Annotated in this window: 18 protein-coding genes and 1 pseudogene; 13 read left to right on the top strand and 6 right to left on the bottom strand. The window is 37.2% G+C overall.

What is annotated here, in order from left to right:
* The first annotated feature begins 6 nt into the window (after positions 1–6).
* The gene (locus ABC255_RS08065) at positions 7–900 is read left to right on the top strand and encodes a deoxyribonuclease IV (RefSeq protein ID WP_335532547.1); all 894 of its coding nucleotides are present in this window, start codon (positions 7–9) and stop codon (positions 898–900) included.
* Between the two features lie 279 nt (positions 901–1179).
* Here ABC255_RS08065 and ABC255_RS08070 read toward each other — a convergent pair whose 3' ends face one another.
* On the bottom strand, positions 1180–1434 hold the full coding sequence (locus ABC255_RS08070) for a DUF2624 domain-containing protein (protein WP_335532544.1): 255 nt from the start codon (positions 1432–1434) through the stop codon (positions 1180–1182).
* Positions 1435–1605: 171 nt separating this feature from the next.
* Here ABC255_RS08070 and ABC255_RS08075 point away from each other — a divergent pair, with 171 nt between their 5' ends.
* The 3 genes from ABC255_RS08075 to zur are packed head-to-tail and all read left to right on the top strand — an operon-like array spanning position 1606 to position 3652.
* On the top strand, positions 1606–2385 hold the full coding sequence (locus ABC255_RS08075) for a metal ABC transporter ATP-binding protein (RefSeq protein ID WP_412992625.1): 780 nt from the start codon (positions 1606–1608) through the stop codon (positions 2383–2385).
* On the top strand, positions 2382–3245 hold the full coding sequence (locus tag ABC255_RS08080; RefSeq protein WP_335532541.1) for a metal ABC transporter permease: 864 nt from the start codon (positions 2382–2384) through the stop codon (positions 3243–3245). Before ABC255_RS08075 ends, ABC255_RS08080 begins: the two co-directional genes overlap by 4 nt.
* The gene (zur, locus tag ABC255_RS08085) at positions 3242–3652 is read left to right on the top strand and encodes a zinc uptake transcriptional repressor Zur (protein WP_335532540.1); all 411 of its coding nucleotides are present in this window, start codon (positions 3242–3244) and stop codon (positions 3650–3652) included. The genes ABC255_RS08080 and zur overlap by 4 nt, the downstream gene beginning before the upstream one ends.
* An 86-nt stretch (positions 3653–3738) precedes the next feature.
* On the opposite strand, the gene ABC255_RS08090 is transcribed toward zur, so the two are convergent.
* The gene (locus ABC255_RS08090) at positions 3739–4329 is read right to left on the bottom strand and encodes a hypothetical protein (RefSeq protein ID WP_412992627.1); all 591 of its coding nucleotides are present in this window, start codon (positions 4327–4329) and stop codon (positions 3739–3741) included.
* A gap of 109 nt (positions 4330–4438) precedes the next feature.
* On the opposite strand from ABC255_RS08090, the gene ABC255_RS08095 reads away from it, so the two are divergent.
* Complete coding sequence (locus ABC255_RS08095) at positions 4439–4822, top strand: hypothetical protein (protein WP_412992629.1); 384 nt, start codon at positions 4439–4441, stop codon at positions 4820–4822.
* Positions 4823–4923: 101 nt separating this feature from the next.
* Here ABC255_RS08095 and ispG read toward each other — a convergent pair.
* The 3 genes and pseudogenes from ispG to ABC255_RS08110 form a co-directional block, all read right to left on the bottom strand.
* Positions 4924–6026, bottom strand: a pseudogene (gene ispG, locus ABC255_RS08100) (flavodoxin-dependent (E)-4-hydroxy-3-methylbut-2-enyl-diphosphate synthase).
* A 116-nt stretch (positions 6027–6142) separates the two neighbouring features.
* Entirely contained in the window at positions 6143–6472 is a 330-nt protein-coding gene (locus ABC255_RS08105; protein WP_412992631.1) for a hypothetical protein, read from the bottom strand.
* A 266-nt stretch (positions 6473–6738) separates the two neighbouring features.
* On the bottom strand, positions 6739–7530 hold the full coding sequence (locus ABC255_RS08110) for a DUF1189 domain-containing protein (RefSeq protein WP_412992633.1): 792 nt from the start codon (positions 7528–7530) through the stop codon (positions 6739–6741).
* A gap of 137 nt (positions 7531–7667) precedes the next feature.
* Here ABC255_RS08110 and ABC255_RS08115 point away from each other — a divergent pair, with 137 nt between their 5' ends.
* Positions 7668–8150, top strand: a complete 483-nt coding sequence (locus tag ABC255_RS08115) for a DUF456 domain-containing protein (RefSeq protein ID WP_412992634.1) — start codon at positions 7668–7670, stop codon at positions 8148–8150.
* Positions 8151–8189: 39 nt separating this feature from the next.
* On the opposite strand, the gene ABC255_RS08120 is transcribed toward ABC255_RS08115, so the two are convergent.
* Positions 8190–8885 (bottom strand): Crp/Fnr family transcriptional regulator, encoded by a 696-nt coding sequence (locus ABC255_RS08120; RefSeq protein ID WP_412992636.1) that lies wholly within the window; start codon positions 8883–8885, stop codon positions 8190–8192.
* 280 nt (positions 8886–9165) lie between these two features.
* Here ABC255_RS08120 and ABC255_RS08125 point away from each other — a divergent pair, with 280 nt between their 5' ends.
* The 7 genes from ABC255_RS08125 (at position 9166) to pstB (ending at position 17332) form a co-directional block, all read left to right on the top strand.
* Positions 9166–9774, top strand: a complete 609-nt coding sequence (locus tag ABC255_RS08125; RefSeq protein WP_335532528.1) for a superoxide dismutase — start codon at positions 9166–9168, stop codon at positions 9772–9774.
* A gap of 108 nt (positions 9775–9882) precedes the next feature.
* A complete protein-coding gene (locus tag ABC255_RS08130) occupies positions 9883–11100 on the top strand; it encodes an MFS transporter (RefSeq protein WP_412992638.1) in 1218 nt (405 codons plus the stop codon).
* A 207-nt stretch (positions 11101–11307) separates the two neighbouring features.
* Complete coding sequence (locus ABC255_RS08135; RefSeq protein ID WP_412998507.1) at positions 11308–13410, top strand: peptidoglycan D,D-transpeptidase FtsI family protein; 2103 nt, start codon at positions 11308–11310, stop codon at positions 13408–13410.
* 227 nt (positions 13411–13637) lie between these two features.
* Positions 13638–14600 carry a PstS family phosphate ABC transporter substrate-binding protein gene (locus tag ABC255_RS08140; protein ID WP_412992639.1) on the top strand — a complete coding sequence of 321 codons (963 nt, stop codon included), beginning with the start codon at positions 13638–13640 and terminating at the stop codon, positions 14598–14600.
* A 118-nt stretch (positions 14601–14718) separates the two neighbouring features.
* Complete coding sequence (pstC, locus tag ABC255_RS08145; RefSeq protein ID WP_412998508.1) at positions 14719–15627, top strand: phosphate ABC transporter permease subunit PstC; 909 nt, start codon at positions 14719–14721, stop codon at positions 15625–15627.
* Entirely contained in the window at positions 15627–16505 is an 879-nt protein-coding gene (gene pstA, locus ABC255_RS08150; RefSeq protein ID WP_412992641.1) for a phosphate ABC transporter permease PstA, read from the top strand. The genes pstC and pstA overlap by 1 nt, the downstream gene beginning before the upstream one ends.
* Positions 16506–16531: 26 nt before the next feature.
* Positions 16532–17332 carry a phosphate ABC transporter ATP-binding protein PstB gene (pstB, locus tag ABC255_RS08155; protein ID WP_335532518.1) on the top strand — a complete coding sequence of 267 codons (801 nt, stop codon included), beginning with the start codon at positions 16532–16534 and terminating at the stop codon, positions 17330–17332.
* Positions 17333–17335: the final 3 nt, after the last annotated feature.

The following is a 17335-nucleotide window of genomic DNA, read 5'->3' on the forward strand; positions in this document are numbered from 1 at the left end:
AGAGGTTTGTTGAAAATAGGTTCACATGTTTCAATGAGCGGTAAAAAGATGTTATTGGCAGCGAGCGCGGAAGCTGTTTCATATGGGGCAAATACTTTTATGATTTACACTGGCGCTCCACAAAACACTAGAAGGAAAAAAATTGAGGATTTGAATATTGAAGAAGGTAGAAGGCATATGGAGGCGAATGGTATTTCTGATATTGTTGTCCATGCTCCATACATTATCAATATCGGGAATACCACAAATCCTGACACGTTTGAACTAGGTGTAAGATTCTTACGCACAGAAATAGATAGAACAGAGGCCATCGGTGCTAAGCAAATTGTACTGCATCCTGGTGCGCATGTAGGTGCTGGTACGGAAGCAGGCATAAAGAAAATCATTGAAGGCTTAAACGAAGTATTAACGGGTAAAGAACAACTGCAAATAGCCTTAGAAACAATGGCAGGCAAAGGTTCAGAATGTGGGAAGTCGTTTGAGGAATTGGCGATGATTATGGATGGTGTAAACTATAGTGACCGGCTCTCAGTATGTTTCGATACATGTCATACACATGATGCAGGCTACAACATAGTAGAAGATTTTGATGGTGTGTTAAATGAATTTGATAAAATTGTTGGTTTAGATAAGTTAAAAGTACTTCATATCAATGATAGTAAAAATGCAGTAGGTATGCGGAAAGACCGTCACGAAAATATCGGCTTTGGCCATATCGGCTTCAAAGCACTTAATTATATCGTTCACCATCCGCAGCTGACAGATATCCCAAAAATTCTTGAGACACCATTCGTCGGTGAAGATAAAGATAATAAAAAGCCGCCCTATGCATTTGAAATTGAAATGCTCCGTCAACAAAAGTTTGAAGAAGACCTACTGGATAAGATCATACAAGGGTAACAAAAAAGCTGTGCTTAGGGGCACAGCTTTTTAATTTGGCTGTGTTGAGCTAATTATTGATTTTTGCACTCTGTTGATTTGCGCGGAAGGCACGAAGACTCCTGCGGGAGGACGGGACAGGGGAGACCCCGCAGACGCTTAAGCGTCGAGGAGGCTCCCCGAACCGCCCGCGGAAAGCGAAGTGCCTCGTGACAGGCAAAGAGCGCCTGTCACTGCGGTGATTATTCAAAGAAGCTTTCCTTAGTGGAGCGCAAATCAACAGACTAATTTAACACAGGCTTACTTTGTAAATTGAACAAATAGCTTATTAACTTCTCTTGCCACTTCAGGTCCTGCAATTTTTGCAATTTCTTTAATCAATGCCGACCTTTCACGGTCATCAAAAATATTTACATTTTTCCCTTTTAAGTACTGAGCAACCTTATATGCTTGCTGCTTATTTACTCTGATATTAAATTGTTGTGCATACTTAAATAGTTCATCACCAGTAATGGTATTAATCTTATGATTTATGACGCTCTCAAAAATCTTCACACTCATCACCCCTTCATCTACTGTATGAAGAGAGAAAATAGAGTGTTACAAAATGGGAAAGATGACAATTAATTAGAATCCTGTAAAGGTAAAGACTTTACATTGATTAGTTCCTATTGTATACTACTTTAGGTTAAATCGGAATGATTCTTAAAATTAAGGTGTGAGTGTATGAAATCACAATCTATTATTGAAATAAATAAACTTTCCTATCGCTATGAAAAGGATACCGTCCTAGAAAACATAAATGTAACTGTACCAAATGGTTCATTTCTGGCGATTGTTGGTCCAAATGGTTCTGGGAAGTCAACGCTATTAAAATTGATTTTGGGACTATTAAAACCCCAACAAGGAGAAATACGCTTATTTGGACAAGACATAAGTAAATTCAAAGAATGGCAGCAAATCGGTTATGTATCACAAAAGGCCAATTCATTTAATACAGGGTTCCCTGCTACAGTATTTGAAGTTGTTTCTAGTGGATTAACAAAGAAGCTTGGGTTGTTCCGCTTTTTTAAGAAAGAACATTCTCAAAAAGTCTATGAGGCATTGGAAGCCGTAGGTATGAGGAAGTTTAGTAATCGAAACATCGGTGAGTTGTCTGGGGGACAGCAGCAAAGAGTCTTTATTGCCCGTGCCCTTGTGAGTGAGCCAAAGCTATTAATTCTTGACGAGCCAACTGTTGGAGTGGACGCTGAAAATGTAAACTCATTTTATCATATGCTCGCTGATTTAAATAAACAGCGGGGGATTACACTTCTTTTAGTTACACATGACATCGGAACAATATCAGATAAAGTGACCCATGTAGCTTGTCTAAACAAGCATTTACATTTTCATGGGGAAACAAGTGAATTTGAAAAGCATCGAAGTGAAGGGATGTCAGAATTTTATGGGACGGATGTCCATCTTCTTTCCCATCACCATGACCACGGAGGCGTTTATAAATGATTCAAGGGATTTTTCAATATGAATTTTTACAAAATGCCTTCCTGACAGGAATCTTGATTGGATTTCTTGCACCCCTATTAGGTGTATTCATCGTTGTCAGGCGACTTTCATTAATTGCAGATGCCCTAAGTCATGTAACATTAGCGGGAATTGCAGCCAGTCTATTACTTGAAAAGTACTTTGTTGCATTAAGTGGCTTAAATCCCCTTTACTTAGGAATGGTCTTTTCAGTAGGGGGCTCACTGTTCATTGAAAAGCTGAGGGGCGTTTATAAACATTACCAAGAGCTCGCTATCCCGATTATTTTATCTGGCGGCATAGGGCTTGGCGTCATCTTTATTTCACTCGCAGATGGTTTCAATACTGATTTGTATAGTTATTTATTTGGAAGTGTTTCTGCTGTAAGCCGTACAGATTTATGGGTTATTTTTGTAATCAGTATCGCCGTTGTGATCACGGTCATTTTATTATATAAAGAGCTATTTTTGTTATCATTTGATGAAGAACACGCTAAAGCTTCTGGGATAGCTGCAAAAAGCATTCACTTTATATTCATTATTATGGTGGCACTTGTGATTGCTGCTTCTATGCGAATTGTAGGTATCATGCTCGTTTCTTCATTGATGACTTTACCAGTGGCAGCAAGTATCCGCATTGCCAAAGGATTTAAACAAACCATCTTTTTGTCGATTGTTTTTGGAGAAATAGCTGTTCTTGGGGGACTGTTTAGCTCATATTATTTAGACCTTGCTCCTGGTGGAACGATTGTCATGATCGCAGTGGCTATTTTAGTATTTACCATTGTTTATAAAAAATTAATGATTAAAAATCACGTTTCACAAGGGGGTGCAGCAGGATGAATGTAAATGAAGCCATTCAATTCTTAAAAGAAAATGGATTTAAACAAACGGGAAAAAGAGAAGACATGCTTCAATTGTTTGCGGATAGCGATAAATATTTAACAGCTAAGGATGTCTTAGATGACTTGAAAGAAGACTATCCAGGTCTAAGCTTTGATACCATTTATCGGAATCTTTCTCTTTTTGTTAAAATGGGAATTCTTGAAATGACGGAACTATCTGGTGAAAAGCATTTTCGCTTTTCCTGTTCCCGCCACCAGCATCATCATCATTTCATCTGTATGGATTGCGGTAAAACCAAAGAAATTGAAACTTGCCCAATGAACAGCTTAAGTGAGGATCTAAAAGGGTACGATATTTCTGGACACAAATTCGAAATTTATGGACGGTGTCCTGAATGTAACTAGAAAAGCGGAAGTGCCTTGCACAGGGGCTTATGACCCCGAGCCTCTAGGCACTGTAGCTAGACAGACTAAATAAGAAAAGCATGGCTTTATAACGCAGCCATGCTTTTCTTACTTTTCTCAAGCCAATTTTTCACCCAATTATTAGCTTCGTACCAATTATTAACTCGGATAACACCCTTTGGAATTGGGTCTTGATTATAAGGTGTATTAAACAAAATAACAGGGATGTTACACTCTTCATGAATCATGACTGCATTATCATGCTTATCTTCAAGAAAAATATCTACATTGTGATACTTAGCTGATGCCACCTTGTCATGAGAGCCAATTAATTCAATATGGTGATAATACAACCCATTCTTTTTAAACCAGGTTTTTGTATTTTCTAAAAGCTCTGGACCACGTGCGCTTATGAAAAATAATTCATGTTCTTTTTTCCAGTTGTTTAGGATTTTTTCAGCACCCATTGCAATCGGAGATTGCTCATACATAAGTGGTTCTTTTTCAATAAACCATCTGGAAAATTCCTCCGCTGAAACATTAACAACCTTATTTAGGTCATATTCAATAACGTCGTCTAAAGTAAGGTTAAGCCCAAATCCTTCATTAATAAAGGGTATAAGTGCGGATGGAGATGTTACAGTACCATCAATATCAATTCCAAATCTTTTCCTCATATGTAGTCACCCTCAACTGCCCAGTTTTTTAACTTTATTTTACCATACTAAAAAGCTGAAAGTTACAAACAATAATTAATGCTCCTATTACTGAAAGTGAGGGATTCGGATGGAAGATAAAAAAGACACGAAAGTGGCTGGGTATCTCCCAAGTCCAAAATCTAATCAAAATAGTCCAAACTCTTCAGAATATAAAGAAGAAACAGCTGCTGAAATTGCAGCGCCTGTTTCTTTTACCCGACCAACTTTCCAGGAAAGATCTAAAGAAAGTTCCGGGGCCGGCACGGATACAAAAGCTGGTACAGGAATGGGCTGGGCTGCGTTAGCGTTATCTATTTTATCACTGTTTGTAATGCCGATTCTTTTTGGTGCAGCGGGTATTGTGTTAGGATTCGTGGCAAGACGTCGAGGAGCAGAGAGTCTTGGCGCATGGGCAATCGGGATAGGTGCCATTTCGATTATCGTCGGAATCTTTATCCTGCCGTTCTTTTAACAGCAGCTTGCATTTGTAGGAGCAATAAGAAAAGCGTAAGCGCCTAGCCGCTTACGCTGACAAAAAAGAAACCCGGCAGCTTTGCCGGGTTTCTTATGTTTTTATTTGGTTAATTCTGCCTCTTCTAATGCTTTTTTCTGAAAATATTCTTCAGCAATTTGATCGATTTCTTTTTTTAATTCATCGACTAACTGGTCTTCTGGAACTTTACGAACGATCTCACCTTTACGGAATAACAAGCCCTCACCACGCGCACCAGCAATTCCAATATCAGCTTCTCGTGCTTCACCAGGACCGTTTACTGCACAGCCTAAAACAGCTACTTTAATTGGTGCCTTTATTTTCGAGATATAATCTTCAACTTCATTTGCAATACTGATTAAATCGATTTCGATTCGGCCGCAGGTTGGGCAAGAGATTAATGTTGCTGCATTGGATGAGAGACCAAATACCTTTAAAAGTTCTCTGGCAACTTTGACTTCTTCAACCGGGTCAGCACTTAAAGAAATACGAAGCGTATTACCGATTCCTTTGTTGATAATGGCACCTAGTCCTGCAGCACTTTTAACAGTACCTGCAAATAGAGTTCCTGATTCAGTAATACCTAAATGCAACGGATAATCAAATGCTTTAGAAGCTTTTTCATATGCTTCAATTGCTAGGTTAACATCTGAGGCTTTCATAGAAACAATAATGTCGTGAAAATCCAGGTCTTCTAGGATTTTGATATGATGGAGAGCACTTTCGACCATACCATCGGCAGTAGGATAACCGTATTTCTCGAGAATTCTTTTTTCTAGTGAGCCGGCATTTACACCAATGCGGATTGGGATACCACGCTTCTTAGCTGCATTTACGACAGCTTCCACTTTTTCTCTTTTTCCGATATTTCCCGGATTAATCCGAATCTTATCAGCGCCGCCCTCAATGGCTTTAAGCGCTAATTTGTAATCAAAATGAATATCAACTACTAAGGGGATGTTGATTCTTTTTTTATCTCAGGAATGGCATTTGCCGCTCTTTCGTCTGGACAAGCAACACGAACAATCTGGCAGCCTGCTTCTTCAAGACGTTTAATTTCAGCTACGGTTGCTTCCACATCATGTGTTTTAGTAGTGGTCATGCTTTGTATAAATAATTCGTTACTCCCGCCAATCGTTAAGTTACCTACCTTAACGGGACGAGTTTTAGTACGATGTGTAATTTCACTCAAGGAAATTCGCTCCTTCAAATTGGATTCGAATAATAGTTAGTTTAAACATGCACCTATTATTTTATCAGCCCATCGCTAATCTTGACAAGACTAACGCTTTTGTTTCCCTATTTAGAGTAGTCAGGAAACTCATACGTTGATCCAATTTGAATCTTTTCTGGAGATAATCCTGGGTTTAAGTTTTGAAAATCCTCAATTAGTTCGTCAATTGATACAGGTAATGGCTTTTCTATATGATTTTCTACAATTGATATCAGGGTTTCACCGGGTTCCACTTCAGCTTTAAAAGAATCCGCCGAACTTTTAATGTTGGTCATTGTCACAACTGTTTCTTCTGTTTTCTGGGTTTCATCCTGCGGCAGGGTACCTGCGGTCAAATCAATATATATTACATAAATTGTTAGAAGTCCAAATAAAAAAAGGAAAATTCTTTTCATGAGACATGCCTCCAAATGGAATGTTTGTACATTCCTATGCTTGTCCACTTCCTTATAGAACAAAAAGGTTGGTTTTCAAAAAATAGTTGTTAAAATCTTAAAGCCGATTTTAACGTGGAAATAGTCATTTTGGGCTTTTGGATTTAGTTTGCAGGCTCTTTTCTTATAATAATATGCTTATTTTCTGAAGAAACTTTAGCGCGTACATTAAATTTTATTCCAAAAAGAAACAGAGTATAAGAAAAGAGCCTTAAAAAAAACGCACCCTAGGAGTGCGTTTCATTCTCACTATTTATATTTTTAGTTGGTATTTCTTTTAAGGCTAAAAATAAGATGATTATTTCAACAAACCAATTAATGAAAAAGCTATTTGGTACAGGTGTATTAAGGGCGCTCATTATCGTAAAGAAAACAGTTGGCAGCGTGACACTGTATGCCGCAATTCTCCATAAGTGGCGATAACTAATACTTCTGCCAGCGAGATTTTTTAATAATAAACCAAACCAAGCAAGAATGGATACTTCAATAAAGTTTATCGCACTGGATACCAGGAACATAAAGATGGATATGACAGGAATAATAATACCCTTCATCCCATCTACTTTATCCACAATATCAATAAAATCCGCTTTTGTAAGTGTTAAGCCTTCCATCATTGAGTAGGAATAGGTATCAATTCTTCCGCCAGCTGCGACGGTAAATTCATCCCTCAGTAGAGCAATGGCATTGCCTTTGTCTTCCACGTCTTCGTTTGTAATAACCCCAGTGGGATCGACAATAATGGAGAAATCTCCTTTTTCGATGGTTATGGGTACATCTGTTTCTGCAGAAAGGCTTCCATTTTGTATGGTAAAGGAGGGGATATCATCGGTAATGACTGATTTAGTACTTTCGATTCCCTCATTCAGCATTGTACTTAAGTAATAAATCGATGGCAAAATAGATAAGAAGGTGAGAAAAAATACATATAAGATTGTTTTTCCAATTCCCTGAAAACGGAAAGAAGCAATATCCTTTGGAGAATAAATACTTTTATAAAATTGCTTGAAAATATTCATAATTACCACCCTAATAAAGATTCACCATTCTATTGTAGCTTTAGGAGCTGATATAAACAAGAATGTTGAATTATGAAACTATTTAGAGAGATGTGCGTATAAGGATAAGAAATAAATTTCAAAAGGATGGAGAAATCATGGAGATCGTTTATTGGTCAATCATTTCAATTCTATTTATCATTGGGTTTGTCGGTCTGGTTTATCCCATCATTCCAAGTGTTTTGTTTCTATTAGCTGGATATATTCTATATGGTGTCTTTTTTTCATTTGAACACTTTGGCTGGTTCTTTTGGTTGATTCAAGGTTTTTTTATTATTCTTTTGTTTGTCGCAGATTATATTGCCAATATGATTGGAGTACAAAAATATGGCGGCTCAAAGGCTGGAGTTTGGGGGAGTACGATAGGACTTTTAGTCGGCCCATTCATTATTCCGTTTCTGGGAATTCTCATTGGGCCGTTTATTGGCGCAGTAGGAGCAGAGCTTCTCGTTAATAAGCGAGATTTCAAGAACAGTTTAAAAATTGGTTTTGGATCTGTTGTGGGCTTTATTAGCAGTGTCATAACAAAAGCAATCATTCAAACCCTCATGATTGTTTACTTCTTGTTTGTTGTTTTCTAAATGGAAACAATCCTCCTCACAGGTCGTGAGGAGGATTGTTTAATTTACGCCGCAAATCTCATAGGGGCAGTTTTGGCAGTCTACTTCTTCTTTTAGGTATCTGATATTTTTTATCGTGAATTTTTGCTGATCATAGGAAATTACCTCTTTTTCCCGTAATTCTTTTAATGCTCGTTGAATGACCTCTCTAGTTCCGAAGGTTAAATTGGCAAGTTCCTGATGTGTTAATGGTAAATCAATAAGAATTCCATCCTCTCTCATTACACCATAGGTATTACAAAGACGAATGAGGATCGAATATAGCCCGCCTTTTTTACCATTCATGATAAGATCCTGGCATTTCATTTGTGCTTTTAAGTAGCTTGTGCCTAACCAGGATACAAAAGCATTCATGGCATCGGGATCATTCATAATAAATTCCTCGAATTCCTCTTTTTTGATCGCAAGAATTTGGCTGTCTGACAGGGTCTTTGCATAAAAATGATAATGAGGATTATGTTTGAATAGTTGATATTCAACAATCATTTCTTTACTATTTAATATTTTTAATATAAAATCCTTTCCGCTCATGTGGACCCTCCCTAGTGCCACTGTTCCGCTGAGCAATAGGTATACATATTCAACCGGATCCTTTTCCTGAAAAAGAACACTTCCTGCTTTTACTTTTAGAATTTGTTCTGTTTTCTGAAAGAATTGTTCTAATATACTATATATAGAAAAACTGCTTCTTAGCATATGTCCATCTCCTTTATACCCTTCAATTTGATTTAATCATGTATTAACAACCTATCACCGGTTGAAACATGACAATTTATTGAAAACTTAAAAAAAAACGATGTATAAAAGCTTTCAGTGAGGGATATTGTATATTTGTTAGGAGCAGAGCTTTTTATTTGAAAGAAAACACTTTCTTTGATAATCTTAAGCTACAAAGCTTTAGGAATATTCTAAAATTGTTTTGATTTTAGACATATCTTTAAGCTAAAAAACTTTTGTATACATAGGAGGAAATACCATGGCATTTGAATTACCACAATTACCTTACGCTTATGACGCACTTGAGCCACACATTGACAAAGAAACAATGAATATTCACCACACAAAACATCACAACACTTATGTAACAAACTTAAATAACGCGCTACAAGGCAATGATGAATTATTAGCTAAATCTGTAGAAGAAGTTATTGCTAACCTAGATGCAGTTCCAGAAGCGGCTCGTACAGCTGTACGTAACAATGGCGGCGGTCACGCTAACCACTCATTATTCTGGCAAATTCTTGCTCCAAATGGTGGCGGTGCACCATCTGGTGAGCTGGCTGATGCAATCAACAATAAGTTTGGCAGCTTAGAAAGCTTTAAAGAAGAGTTTGCAAAAGCAGCAACTACTCGTTTTGGTTCAGGCTGGGCTTGGCTTTCTGTTAGCAATGGTGAATTAGAAGTTTCAAGCACACCAAACCAAGATTCACCTTTAATGGAAGGTAAAACACCTATCCTTGGTCTTGATGTTTGGGAGCATGCTTATTACTTAAATTATCAAAACCGTCGTCCTGACTACATCTCTTCTTTCTGGAACGTTGTAAACTGGGATGAAGTTTCAAAACGTTACACTGCAGCAAAATAATAATAATTACGTTAAAAAGGCAGCTGATTTTTTCAGCTGTCTTTTAATTTTTCGTATAAAGGCTCCCTCCTTGTTAAAGAATAACCCTTATCACAAAGGGGAGTTACTATGGCGAAAAAATTTAAGTTTTTAGGTGACGTAGAATTAACAAAAGATTTATCCTTGCTTTTAATTATTGGTGGTTTATATTCTTTAAGTGTTGCCCTATCGAATACTTTTGTGAATATTTATTTATGGAAACAAACGGGAGAATATTCAGATCTTGCGCTTTATAACCTTTCGATCGTTATTTTACAGCCTTTAACTTTTATATTAGCAGGGAGATGGGCCAAGAAAATTGATCGGGTTAAAGTGTTACGAATCGGAGTCAGTTTTTTAGCGATATTTTATTTAATGGTTTTAATAACAGGGAAAAATGCTTCAACCTATCTATTACTGTTAGGAAGCCTGCTTGGTATTGGTTATGGTTTTTATTGGCTGGCCTATAATGTTTTAACATTTGAAATAACTGAACCTGAAACAAGAGATTTTTTTAACGGCTTTTTAGGCATTTTATCCTCTACCGGCGGGATGATTGGACCAATTGCCGCTGGAATTATTATTACTCGTTTTGAAAAATTCACGGGGTATTCGATTGTATTTGGAATATCACTATCTCTTTTCGCAATAGCAGTATTCTTAAGTTTTTCATTAAAGCCACGTCCTGCAAATGGTAAGTATGATTTTAGAAGGATATTAGAAGAAAGAAAGAAAAATGAAAACTGGCGGCTTATCACAAATGCTAATTTCTTCCAGGGGCTTAGAGAAGGAACATTTTTATTTATTATCTCTGTACTGGTCTACGTTTCCACTGGAAGTGAACTGGCTCTAGGTACCTTTGGACTGATTAACTCCGGAATTTCCTTCATAGCCTATTATTTTGCATCTCGGTTAATTAAAAAGAACAAGCGAAAAAAGGCGATACTTATTGGTGGTATTATCCTTTATATTGCTGTTTTAATTATCGCCTGGGATGTTAATTATGTTAAACTTTTAATTTACGCAGCGATGATTGCCGTTGCTTATCCTATCTTGCTTGTTCCATATATGTCTACTACATATGATGTGATTGGATCTGCTTGGAAAGCGGCCGAAATGAGAATTGAGTATATAGTGGTCCGCGAAATCTATATTAATCTGGGGAGATTTGTATCAATCCTGTCCTTCTTAGCAGCAGTTACTTGGTTTAATGAGAAGCAAAGCATTCCAATTCTGCTATTATTTCTAGGTGCCGGACACTCGTTAATTTATTTGTTTGTAAGGAGAGTCCAATTACCCATAACGTAGCACGGTGAGTGGTTCTTTATACTCATCGTGTTTTTTTATTTGAATATTTTTTGAGCGTTTTGTTGGATGTTGTCAATTGGAAAGTCTTTTTCATAGAAAGTACGGCGGTTTTCCGCTAAAATAAGGCTTATCATGTCGAATTGACAAGGAAGTGAAAACTTGGTTATTAAAAAGAAAAAGAAGCCGCATGTCACTTTTCGCTTGAACATGCTTTTCTTTGTTATATTTGTGCTGTTTTCTGTTCTTATTCTACGTTTAGGTCTAGTCCAAATTGTTTATGGGGAGGATTTTAAACGAGAAATCGAAAGAACTGAAGATATTACAGTTAACAACCCGGTGCCTCGAGGGAAAATGTTTGACCGGAACGGTAAAGTTATTGTAGATAATACACCGTTAAATGCGATCACATATACAAAATTTCAGGATTCAAGCCAAGAAGATATGCTCAAAACCGCTGAACGATTGGCTCAGCTGATTGATAAAGATATTTCAAAAATTCGTGAACGTGATAAACAGGATTTTTGGATATTAAAGAACCCTGAGAAAGCAAAAGGAAAAATTACAAAGAAAGAATGGGACTTATACGAACAAGAAGAATTAGATGATAAAGACATCTATAATCTCCAGCTAAAAAGAATTAAAGAGAAGGACTTAGCAAGTTTAACTCCGCAAGATCTAGAAACGCTTGCTATATTTAGGGAATTTAATAGTGGATATGCTCTAACTCAACAAATTGTCAAAAATGAGAATGTCACGCCTGAAGAGTTTGCTATAGTCAGTGAAAACTTAGAAGAATTACCTGGTGTTGATACCACCACAGATTGGGAACGATACTATGCATTTGGAAATACATTAAAAACAGTCCTTGGAAATGTAACATCTTCTGATGAAGGCTTACCGGAAGATAAACTAGAGGAATATCTTGCTCGTGATTATAGCCGAAACGACCGAGTTGGTAAAAGCTATATTGAGCTGCAATATGAAGATGTTTTACATGGGCAAAAAGGAAAAGTAAAAAATGTCACTGATAAGGCTGGAAAAATATTGTCCACCGAAGTGGTTTCTGAAGGACAGCGCGGAAAAGATCTTGTTTTGACCGTCGATATGAATCTTCAGTTGGAAATAGAAAAGATTATTGAAGAAGAACTTTGGAATGCAAAGCAAAATCCAAATTCGGCTCTTTTAGACCGTGCTTTTGTTGTACTTATGAATCCACATACTGGAGAAATACTAACAATGGCCGGGAAGCAAATTGCTAGAAATGATGAGACAAATAAACAAGAAATGCGTGACTTTGCTCTTGGAAACATCACGACTTCTTATAATGTTGGTTCCGTTGTTAAAGGGGCAACGATATTGACGGGTTATAATACTGGTGCAATCCAGCCAGGATCAACCCAATATGACTCACCTTTATTAATAAAAAATACACCTCCAAAATCTTCTTGGAAGAACTTTGGAAATATTAACGATCTCAGGGCCCTTCAGGTTTCATCAAACGTTTATATGTGGAAGACAGTGATTGAAATGGCAGGTGGACAATATGCACCGAATAAGCCACTTCCACTAGACGTAACTGCTTTTGACACGATGCGTCAATCATTCAGTCAATTTGGTCTAGGTACAAAAACCGGAATAGACCTTCCAAATGAGAGTACTGGTTATGCCGGTCCGTTGAAGCAGCCTGGTTTGCTTCTTGACTTGGCGATAGGTCAGTATGATACCTATACGGTTATGCAATTAGCACAATATGTTTCAACGATTGCGAACGGCGGGTATCGAGTCCAGCCTCATATAGTAAAGGAAATTCGTGAACCAGTCCTGGAAAATAACGAATTAGGTCCAATTGTTCAAGAAATTGAACCTACGATTCTAAATCGAATCGATGGTAAGGATGAATGGATTGATCGAGTACAGGAAGGCTTTAGAATGGTTATGCAAGTAGGGGATGGTACCGGTGTTAGTTCCTTTAAGGGTGTGGATTACAGTCCTGCAGGTAAAACCGGTACGGCTCAAGCGTTCTATGATGGTCCAGAGCGAAAGAAATTTGGGAAAATACCTCCTGAAGTAATGAATTTAAGTCTTATAAGTTATGCACCGTCTAATAATCCAGAGGTGGCAATGGCTGTTTTAGTTCCATGGGCATACCAAGGGAACAGTGGTCCTGCGACGGCCAATATGATTGGCAGAAGGGTTATGGATATGTATTTTAATCTAAAGAAGCAGACTCCTGCGACGGAAAACCAAGACGCTGCACAAAATTCTGAAGGGTCAAATGAAACAACAGATACTCAACAAAACAACCAATAGATTTTAACAACCTGTCTCAAAAACTGAGGCAGGTTTTTTATAGTTTTTTAAAAATAGAACATGCTACTATTAGTACTTTTTTATTTATGATTTACAAAAGTCATACACACATTTACAAAACCTTTACAATTCATTAAAACAAGCTTTACAGAAGGAGTTTATTATTAATCTTGTAAGGAAAACGAACACGAATAAAACAAACCAATTTTCGTAGGGGGAATTAAGTAATGAAAAGCTTTAAGAAATTAGCACTAACAGCAATGATGACTGGTGTGCTAGCTATTACAGCAGCTTGTGGTGCACAAGGTACTGAAGGAAATAAAGAACAAGCTGGCGAAGATGTAAAGCAACTTCAAGGTGAAATTAAAATAGACGGTTCCTCTACAGTTTTCCCAATCATGGAAGCTGTGGTTGAAGAATATGGCATGACACAGCCTGAGGTTAAAGTTTCTGTTGGTTCCTCTGGAACTGGAGGCGGTTTTGAAGCATTTATCGCTGGTGAAACTGAACTCAGCAATGCCTCACGTCCAATTAAAGATGAAGAAGCCGCAGCACTTAAAGAAAAAGGTATTGATTATACTGAAGTACAATTAGCATATGATGGTCTTTCAGTAGTAGTAAATAAAGATAATGACTGGGTAGAAAGTTTAACAATCGAAGACTTACAGAAAATTTGGATCGAAGATGGAACAACAAAAAAATGGTCTGATATCAATCCTGATTGGCCAGCTGAAGAAATCAAATTATACTCTCCGGGAACAGATTCAGGAACTTTTGATTACTTCGATGAAGTAATTCTTGATGGAAAACCTATTGTTGAAAAAGCAACTCTTTCTGAAGATGACAATACACTAGTTCAAGGTGTTCAGGGTGACAAGAATGCTATTGGTTACTTTGGTTATGCATACTATGCAGAAAACAAAGATACATTAAAAATCGTTCCAATTGATGGCGGAGAAGGTCCTGTTGAGCCAACCAATGAAACAATTGAATCTGGTGAATATTCTCCACTCTCACGTCCATTATTCACTTATGTGAAAAACTCTGCTATTAAAGACCAAGAAGAAGTATATGATTTCGTGAAGTTCCTTTTAGAAAATGCTGCAACATTATCTGAAGATGTTGGATATGTTAAATTACCTGAAGAAGAGTACACTAAGCAACTAGAAACACTAGAGACTCTTAAGTAGAATCTAGAATAATTTTATAGGTGAGAAGCACGGAAAATGTGCTTCTCATCTTGTCATTGGAATGAAAGGGGTTTTCAATTTGGCTTCTCAAAACACTAATTCATTCTCTGTTCAGAAAATGATTCAAGAGAAGAAGAAAAAGAAAAGTGCTGGCGGAATTACAGAAAAAATAATGCCATATATTTTATTCCTCACAGCGGCTGTCTCTGTTTTGACAACAATTGGTATTATTCTTACGCTCATATTTGAGACATTCTTATTTTTCGATGCTGTATCGATTAAGGAATTTTTCACAGCAAAAAAGTGGTATCCTTTTTCTGATACCAATGGTTCATACGGTATACTGCCGTTAGTAATGGGGACTTTAAAGGTAACTGTAATAGCTGCTATTGTAGCGGTTCCAATCGGACTCGCTTCAGCCATTTATTTGAGTGAGTATGCATCAGATCGATCTCGCAGAATTATTAAACCGATATTAGAAGTTTTAGCTGGAATTCCAACGATTGTTTATGGATTTTTTGCACTAACCTTTGTTACTCCTATTTTACGTGAAATTATTCCATCCCTTGAAATATTTAATGCTCTAAGTCCTGGTATTGTAATAGGAATTATGATTACACCAATGATAGCTTCCCTCTCAGAGGACGCGATGACTTCGGTTCCTAATGCTATGCGTGAAGGAGCACTAGCGCTGGGATCGACTAAATTTGAAGTAGCTATTAAAGTCGTCTTGCCTGCTGCTATTTCAGGAATCATAGCCTCTATAGTATTAGGTATCTCCCGCGCAATCGGCGAAACGATGATTGTAGCAGTTGCTGGTGGTTCAACACCTAATCTTGAATGGAATTTGACAAGCTCCATTCAAACGATGACTGCATATATAGTCCAAGTCAGCCAAGGTGATGCTGGTTATGGTACGACGATTTACTATAGTATTTATGCAGTAGGTATGACGTTATTTGTTTTTACATTGGTGATGAATTTATTAGCACAATATATCACCCGTCGTTTTAGGGAGGAATATTAATGAATTTAATTAATCATGAATCTGTTGTAAAACGGATGAAACCAAGACTATCTAAAAACTCAATTTCAAAATGGATATTTTTTGCATTAACCATGTTTGTTTTATTAATATTAGGAGTATTATTATATCGGATATTCTCTCAAGGACTTGGCTATTTAGATTTGCAATTTTTGCAGAGTCTTCCTTCAAGGAAGCCTGAAAACGCAGGTGTTTATGCTGCATTAATTGGAACCATTTGGCTTATGGCTGTTGTTGCACCTGTTTCATTACTGCTAGGTGTGGGTACTGCCATTTATCTCGAAGAATATGCAAAAGAGAATGCGATTACTAATTTTATTAAAGTTAATATCTCTAATCTAGCGGGTGTTCCTTCTATTGTTTTTGGATTACTAGGTTTAACAGTATTCGTTCGTGCTTTAGCATTTGGGACAAGTGTTCTAGCCGCAGGTCTTACCATGAGTTTACTTGTTTTACCTGTCATTATTGTGGCTTCACAAGAATCGATTCGCGCAGTACCGAATCAATTAAGAGAGGCGTCATTTGGGCTAGGAGCTACTAAATGGCAGACAATAGTTCGTATTGTTCTTCCAGCTGCTATTCCAGGAATTCTCACAGGAGGAATTTTGGCCCTTTCTCGAGCAATCGGAGAAACAGCACCACTTGTTGTCCTGGGGATGCCTTTATTCCTAGCATTTTTGCCAAAAACATTTTTTGATATGATTACTGTTTTACCTTTACAAATTTACAATTGGACAGGTCGTCCTCAAGTTGAGTTTCATGCCTTAGCTGCAGCAGGTATTATCGTTTTACTTGTGATGTTAATTATCATGAATTCAATCGCTGTCTTAATTCGAAATAAATTCCAGAAAAGATATTAATGCTAGAAATAGGGAGGCAAACTATAATGGAGACATCAACAGCCACTGCGAAAATTGTCAATCCACAGGAAAAGCAAATTGTATATAAGACCAGTAACTTGGATTTATGGTATGGTGAAAATCAAGCGCTAAAGAAGATAAATCTAGATATTATGGAAAATGAAGTTACGGCAATTATCGGACCTTCAGGATGCGGTAAATCAACATATATTAAGACATTAAATCGGATGATTGAACTAGTACCAGGTGTAAGAACCTCTGGCGAAATACTTTATCGAGGAAGAAATATCCTCGATAAATCCTATCAAGTGGAAGAATTAAGAACTAAGGTCGGAATGGTATTCCAAAAGCCAAATCCATTCCCAAAATCAATCTATGAAAATGTGGCTTATGGTCCAAAAATACATGGTATTCGTGATAAAAAAATCTTAGATCAAATTGTCGAAAAGAGCCTAAGGGGAGCGGCAATTTGGGATGAAGTAAAAGACCGTCTCAATCAAAATGCTTACGGGCTATCTGGTGGGCAGCAACAGCGTCTTTGTATTGCACGCTGTCTCGCAATTGAACCTGATGTTATCTTAATGGATGAGCCAACTTCTGCACTCGATCCAATTTCTACATTAAAAGTAGAGGAGCTTGTACAGGAACTGAAGAAAGAGTTTAGTATCATTATCGTTACTCATAATATGCAGCAGGCTGCACGTATATCGAAGAAAACTGCTTTCTTTTTAAATGGAGAAGTGATAGAGTTTTCAGAAACTAATAAAATTTTCTCTACTCCAGAAGATAAGAGAACCGAGGACTATATTACAGGAAGATTTGGATAATGA

The sequence above is a fragment of the Neobacillus canaveralius genome, assembly GCF_047237705.1.
GTDB classification, from domain to species: domain Bacteria; phylum Bacillota; class Bacilli; order Bacillales; family Cytobacillaceae; genus Neobacillus; species Neobacillus niacini_K.

What these genes read in the sequence shown, in the direction of transcription:
- ABC255_RS08080 (WP_335532541.1), top strand. Translation starts at nt 2,382, where the DNA reads ATGATTCAAGGGATTTTTCAATATGAATTTTTACAAAATGCCTTCCTG.
- pstC (WP_412998508.1), top strand. Translation starts at nt 14,719, where the DNA reads ATGATTCAAGAGAAGAAGAAAAAGAAAAGTGCTGGCGGAATTACAGAA.
- ABC255_RS08130 (WP_412992638.1), top strand. Translation starts at nt 9,883, where the DNA reads ATGGCGAAAAAATTTAAGTTTTTAGGTGACGTAGAATTAACAAAAGAT.
- pstA (WP_412992641.1), top strand. Translation starts at nt 15,627, where the DNA reads ATGAATTTAATTAATCATGAATCTGTTGTAAAACGGATGAAACCAAGA.
- ABC255_RS08140 (WP_412992639.1), top strand. Translation starts at nt 13,638, where the DNA reads ATGAAAAGCTTTAAGAAATTAGCACTAACAGCAATGATGACTGGTGTG.
- ABC255_RS08105 (WP_412992631.1), bottom strand. Translation starts at nt 6,472, where the DNA reads ATGAAAAGAATTTTCCTTTTTTTATTTGGACTTCTAACAATTTATGTA.
- ABC255_RS08115 (WP_412992634.1), top strand. Translation starts at nt 7,668, where the DNA reads ATGGAGATCGTTTATTGGTCAATCATTTCAATTCTATTTATCATTGGG.
- zur (WP_335532540.1), top strand. Translation starts at nt 3,242, where the DNA reads ATGAATGTAAATGAAGCCATTCAATTCTTAAAAGAAAATGGATTTAAA.
- ABC255_RS08095 (WP_412992629.1), top strand. Translation starts at nt 4,439, where the DNA reads ATGGAAGATAAAAAAGACACGAAAGTGGCTGGGTATCTCCCAAGTCCA.
- ABC255_RS08125 (WP_335532528.1), top strand. Translation starts at nt 9,166, where the DNA reads ATGGCATTTGAATTACCACAATTACCTTACGCTTATGACGCACTTGAG.
- ABC255_RS08075 (WP_412992625.1), top strand. Translation starts at nt 1,606, where the DNA reads ATGAAATCACAATCTATTATTGAAATAAATAAACTTTCCTATCGCTAT.
- ABC255_RS08090 (WP_412992627.1), bottom strand. Translation starts at nt 4,329, where the DNA reads ATGAGGAAAAGATTTGGAATTGATATTGATGGTACTGTAACATCTCCA.
- ABC255_RS08110 (WP_412992633.1), bottom strand. Translation starts at nt 7,530, where the DNA reads ATGAATATTTTCAAGCAATTTTATAAAAGTATTTATTCTCCAAAGGAT.
- ABC255_RS08135 (WP_412998507.1), top strand. Translation starts at nt 11,308, where the DNA reads ATGCTTTTCTTTGTTATATTTGTGCTGTTTTCTGTTCTTATTCTACGT.
- ABC255_RS08120 (WP_412992636.1), bottom strand. Translation starts at nt 8,885, where the DNA reads ATGCTAAGAAGCAGTTTTTCTATATATAGTATATTAGAACAATTCTTT.
- pstB (WP_335532518.1), top strand. Translation starts at nt 16,532, where the DNA reads ATGGAGACATCAACAGCCACTGCGAAAATTGTCAATCCACAGGAAAAG.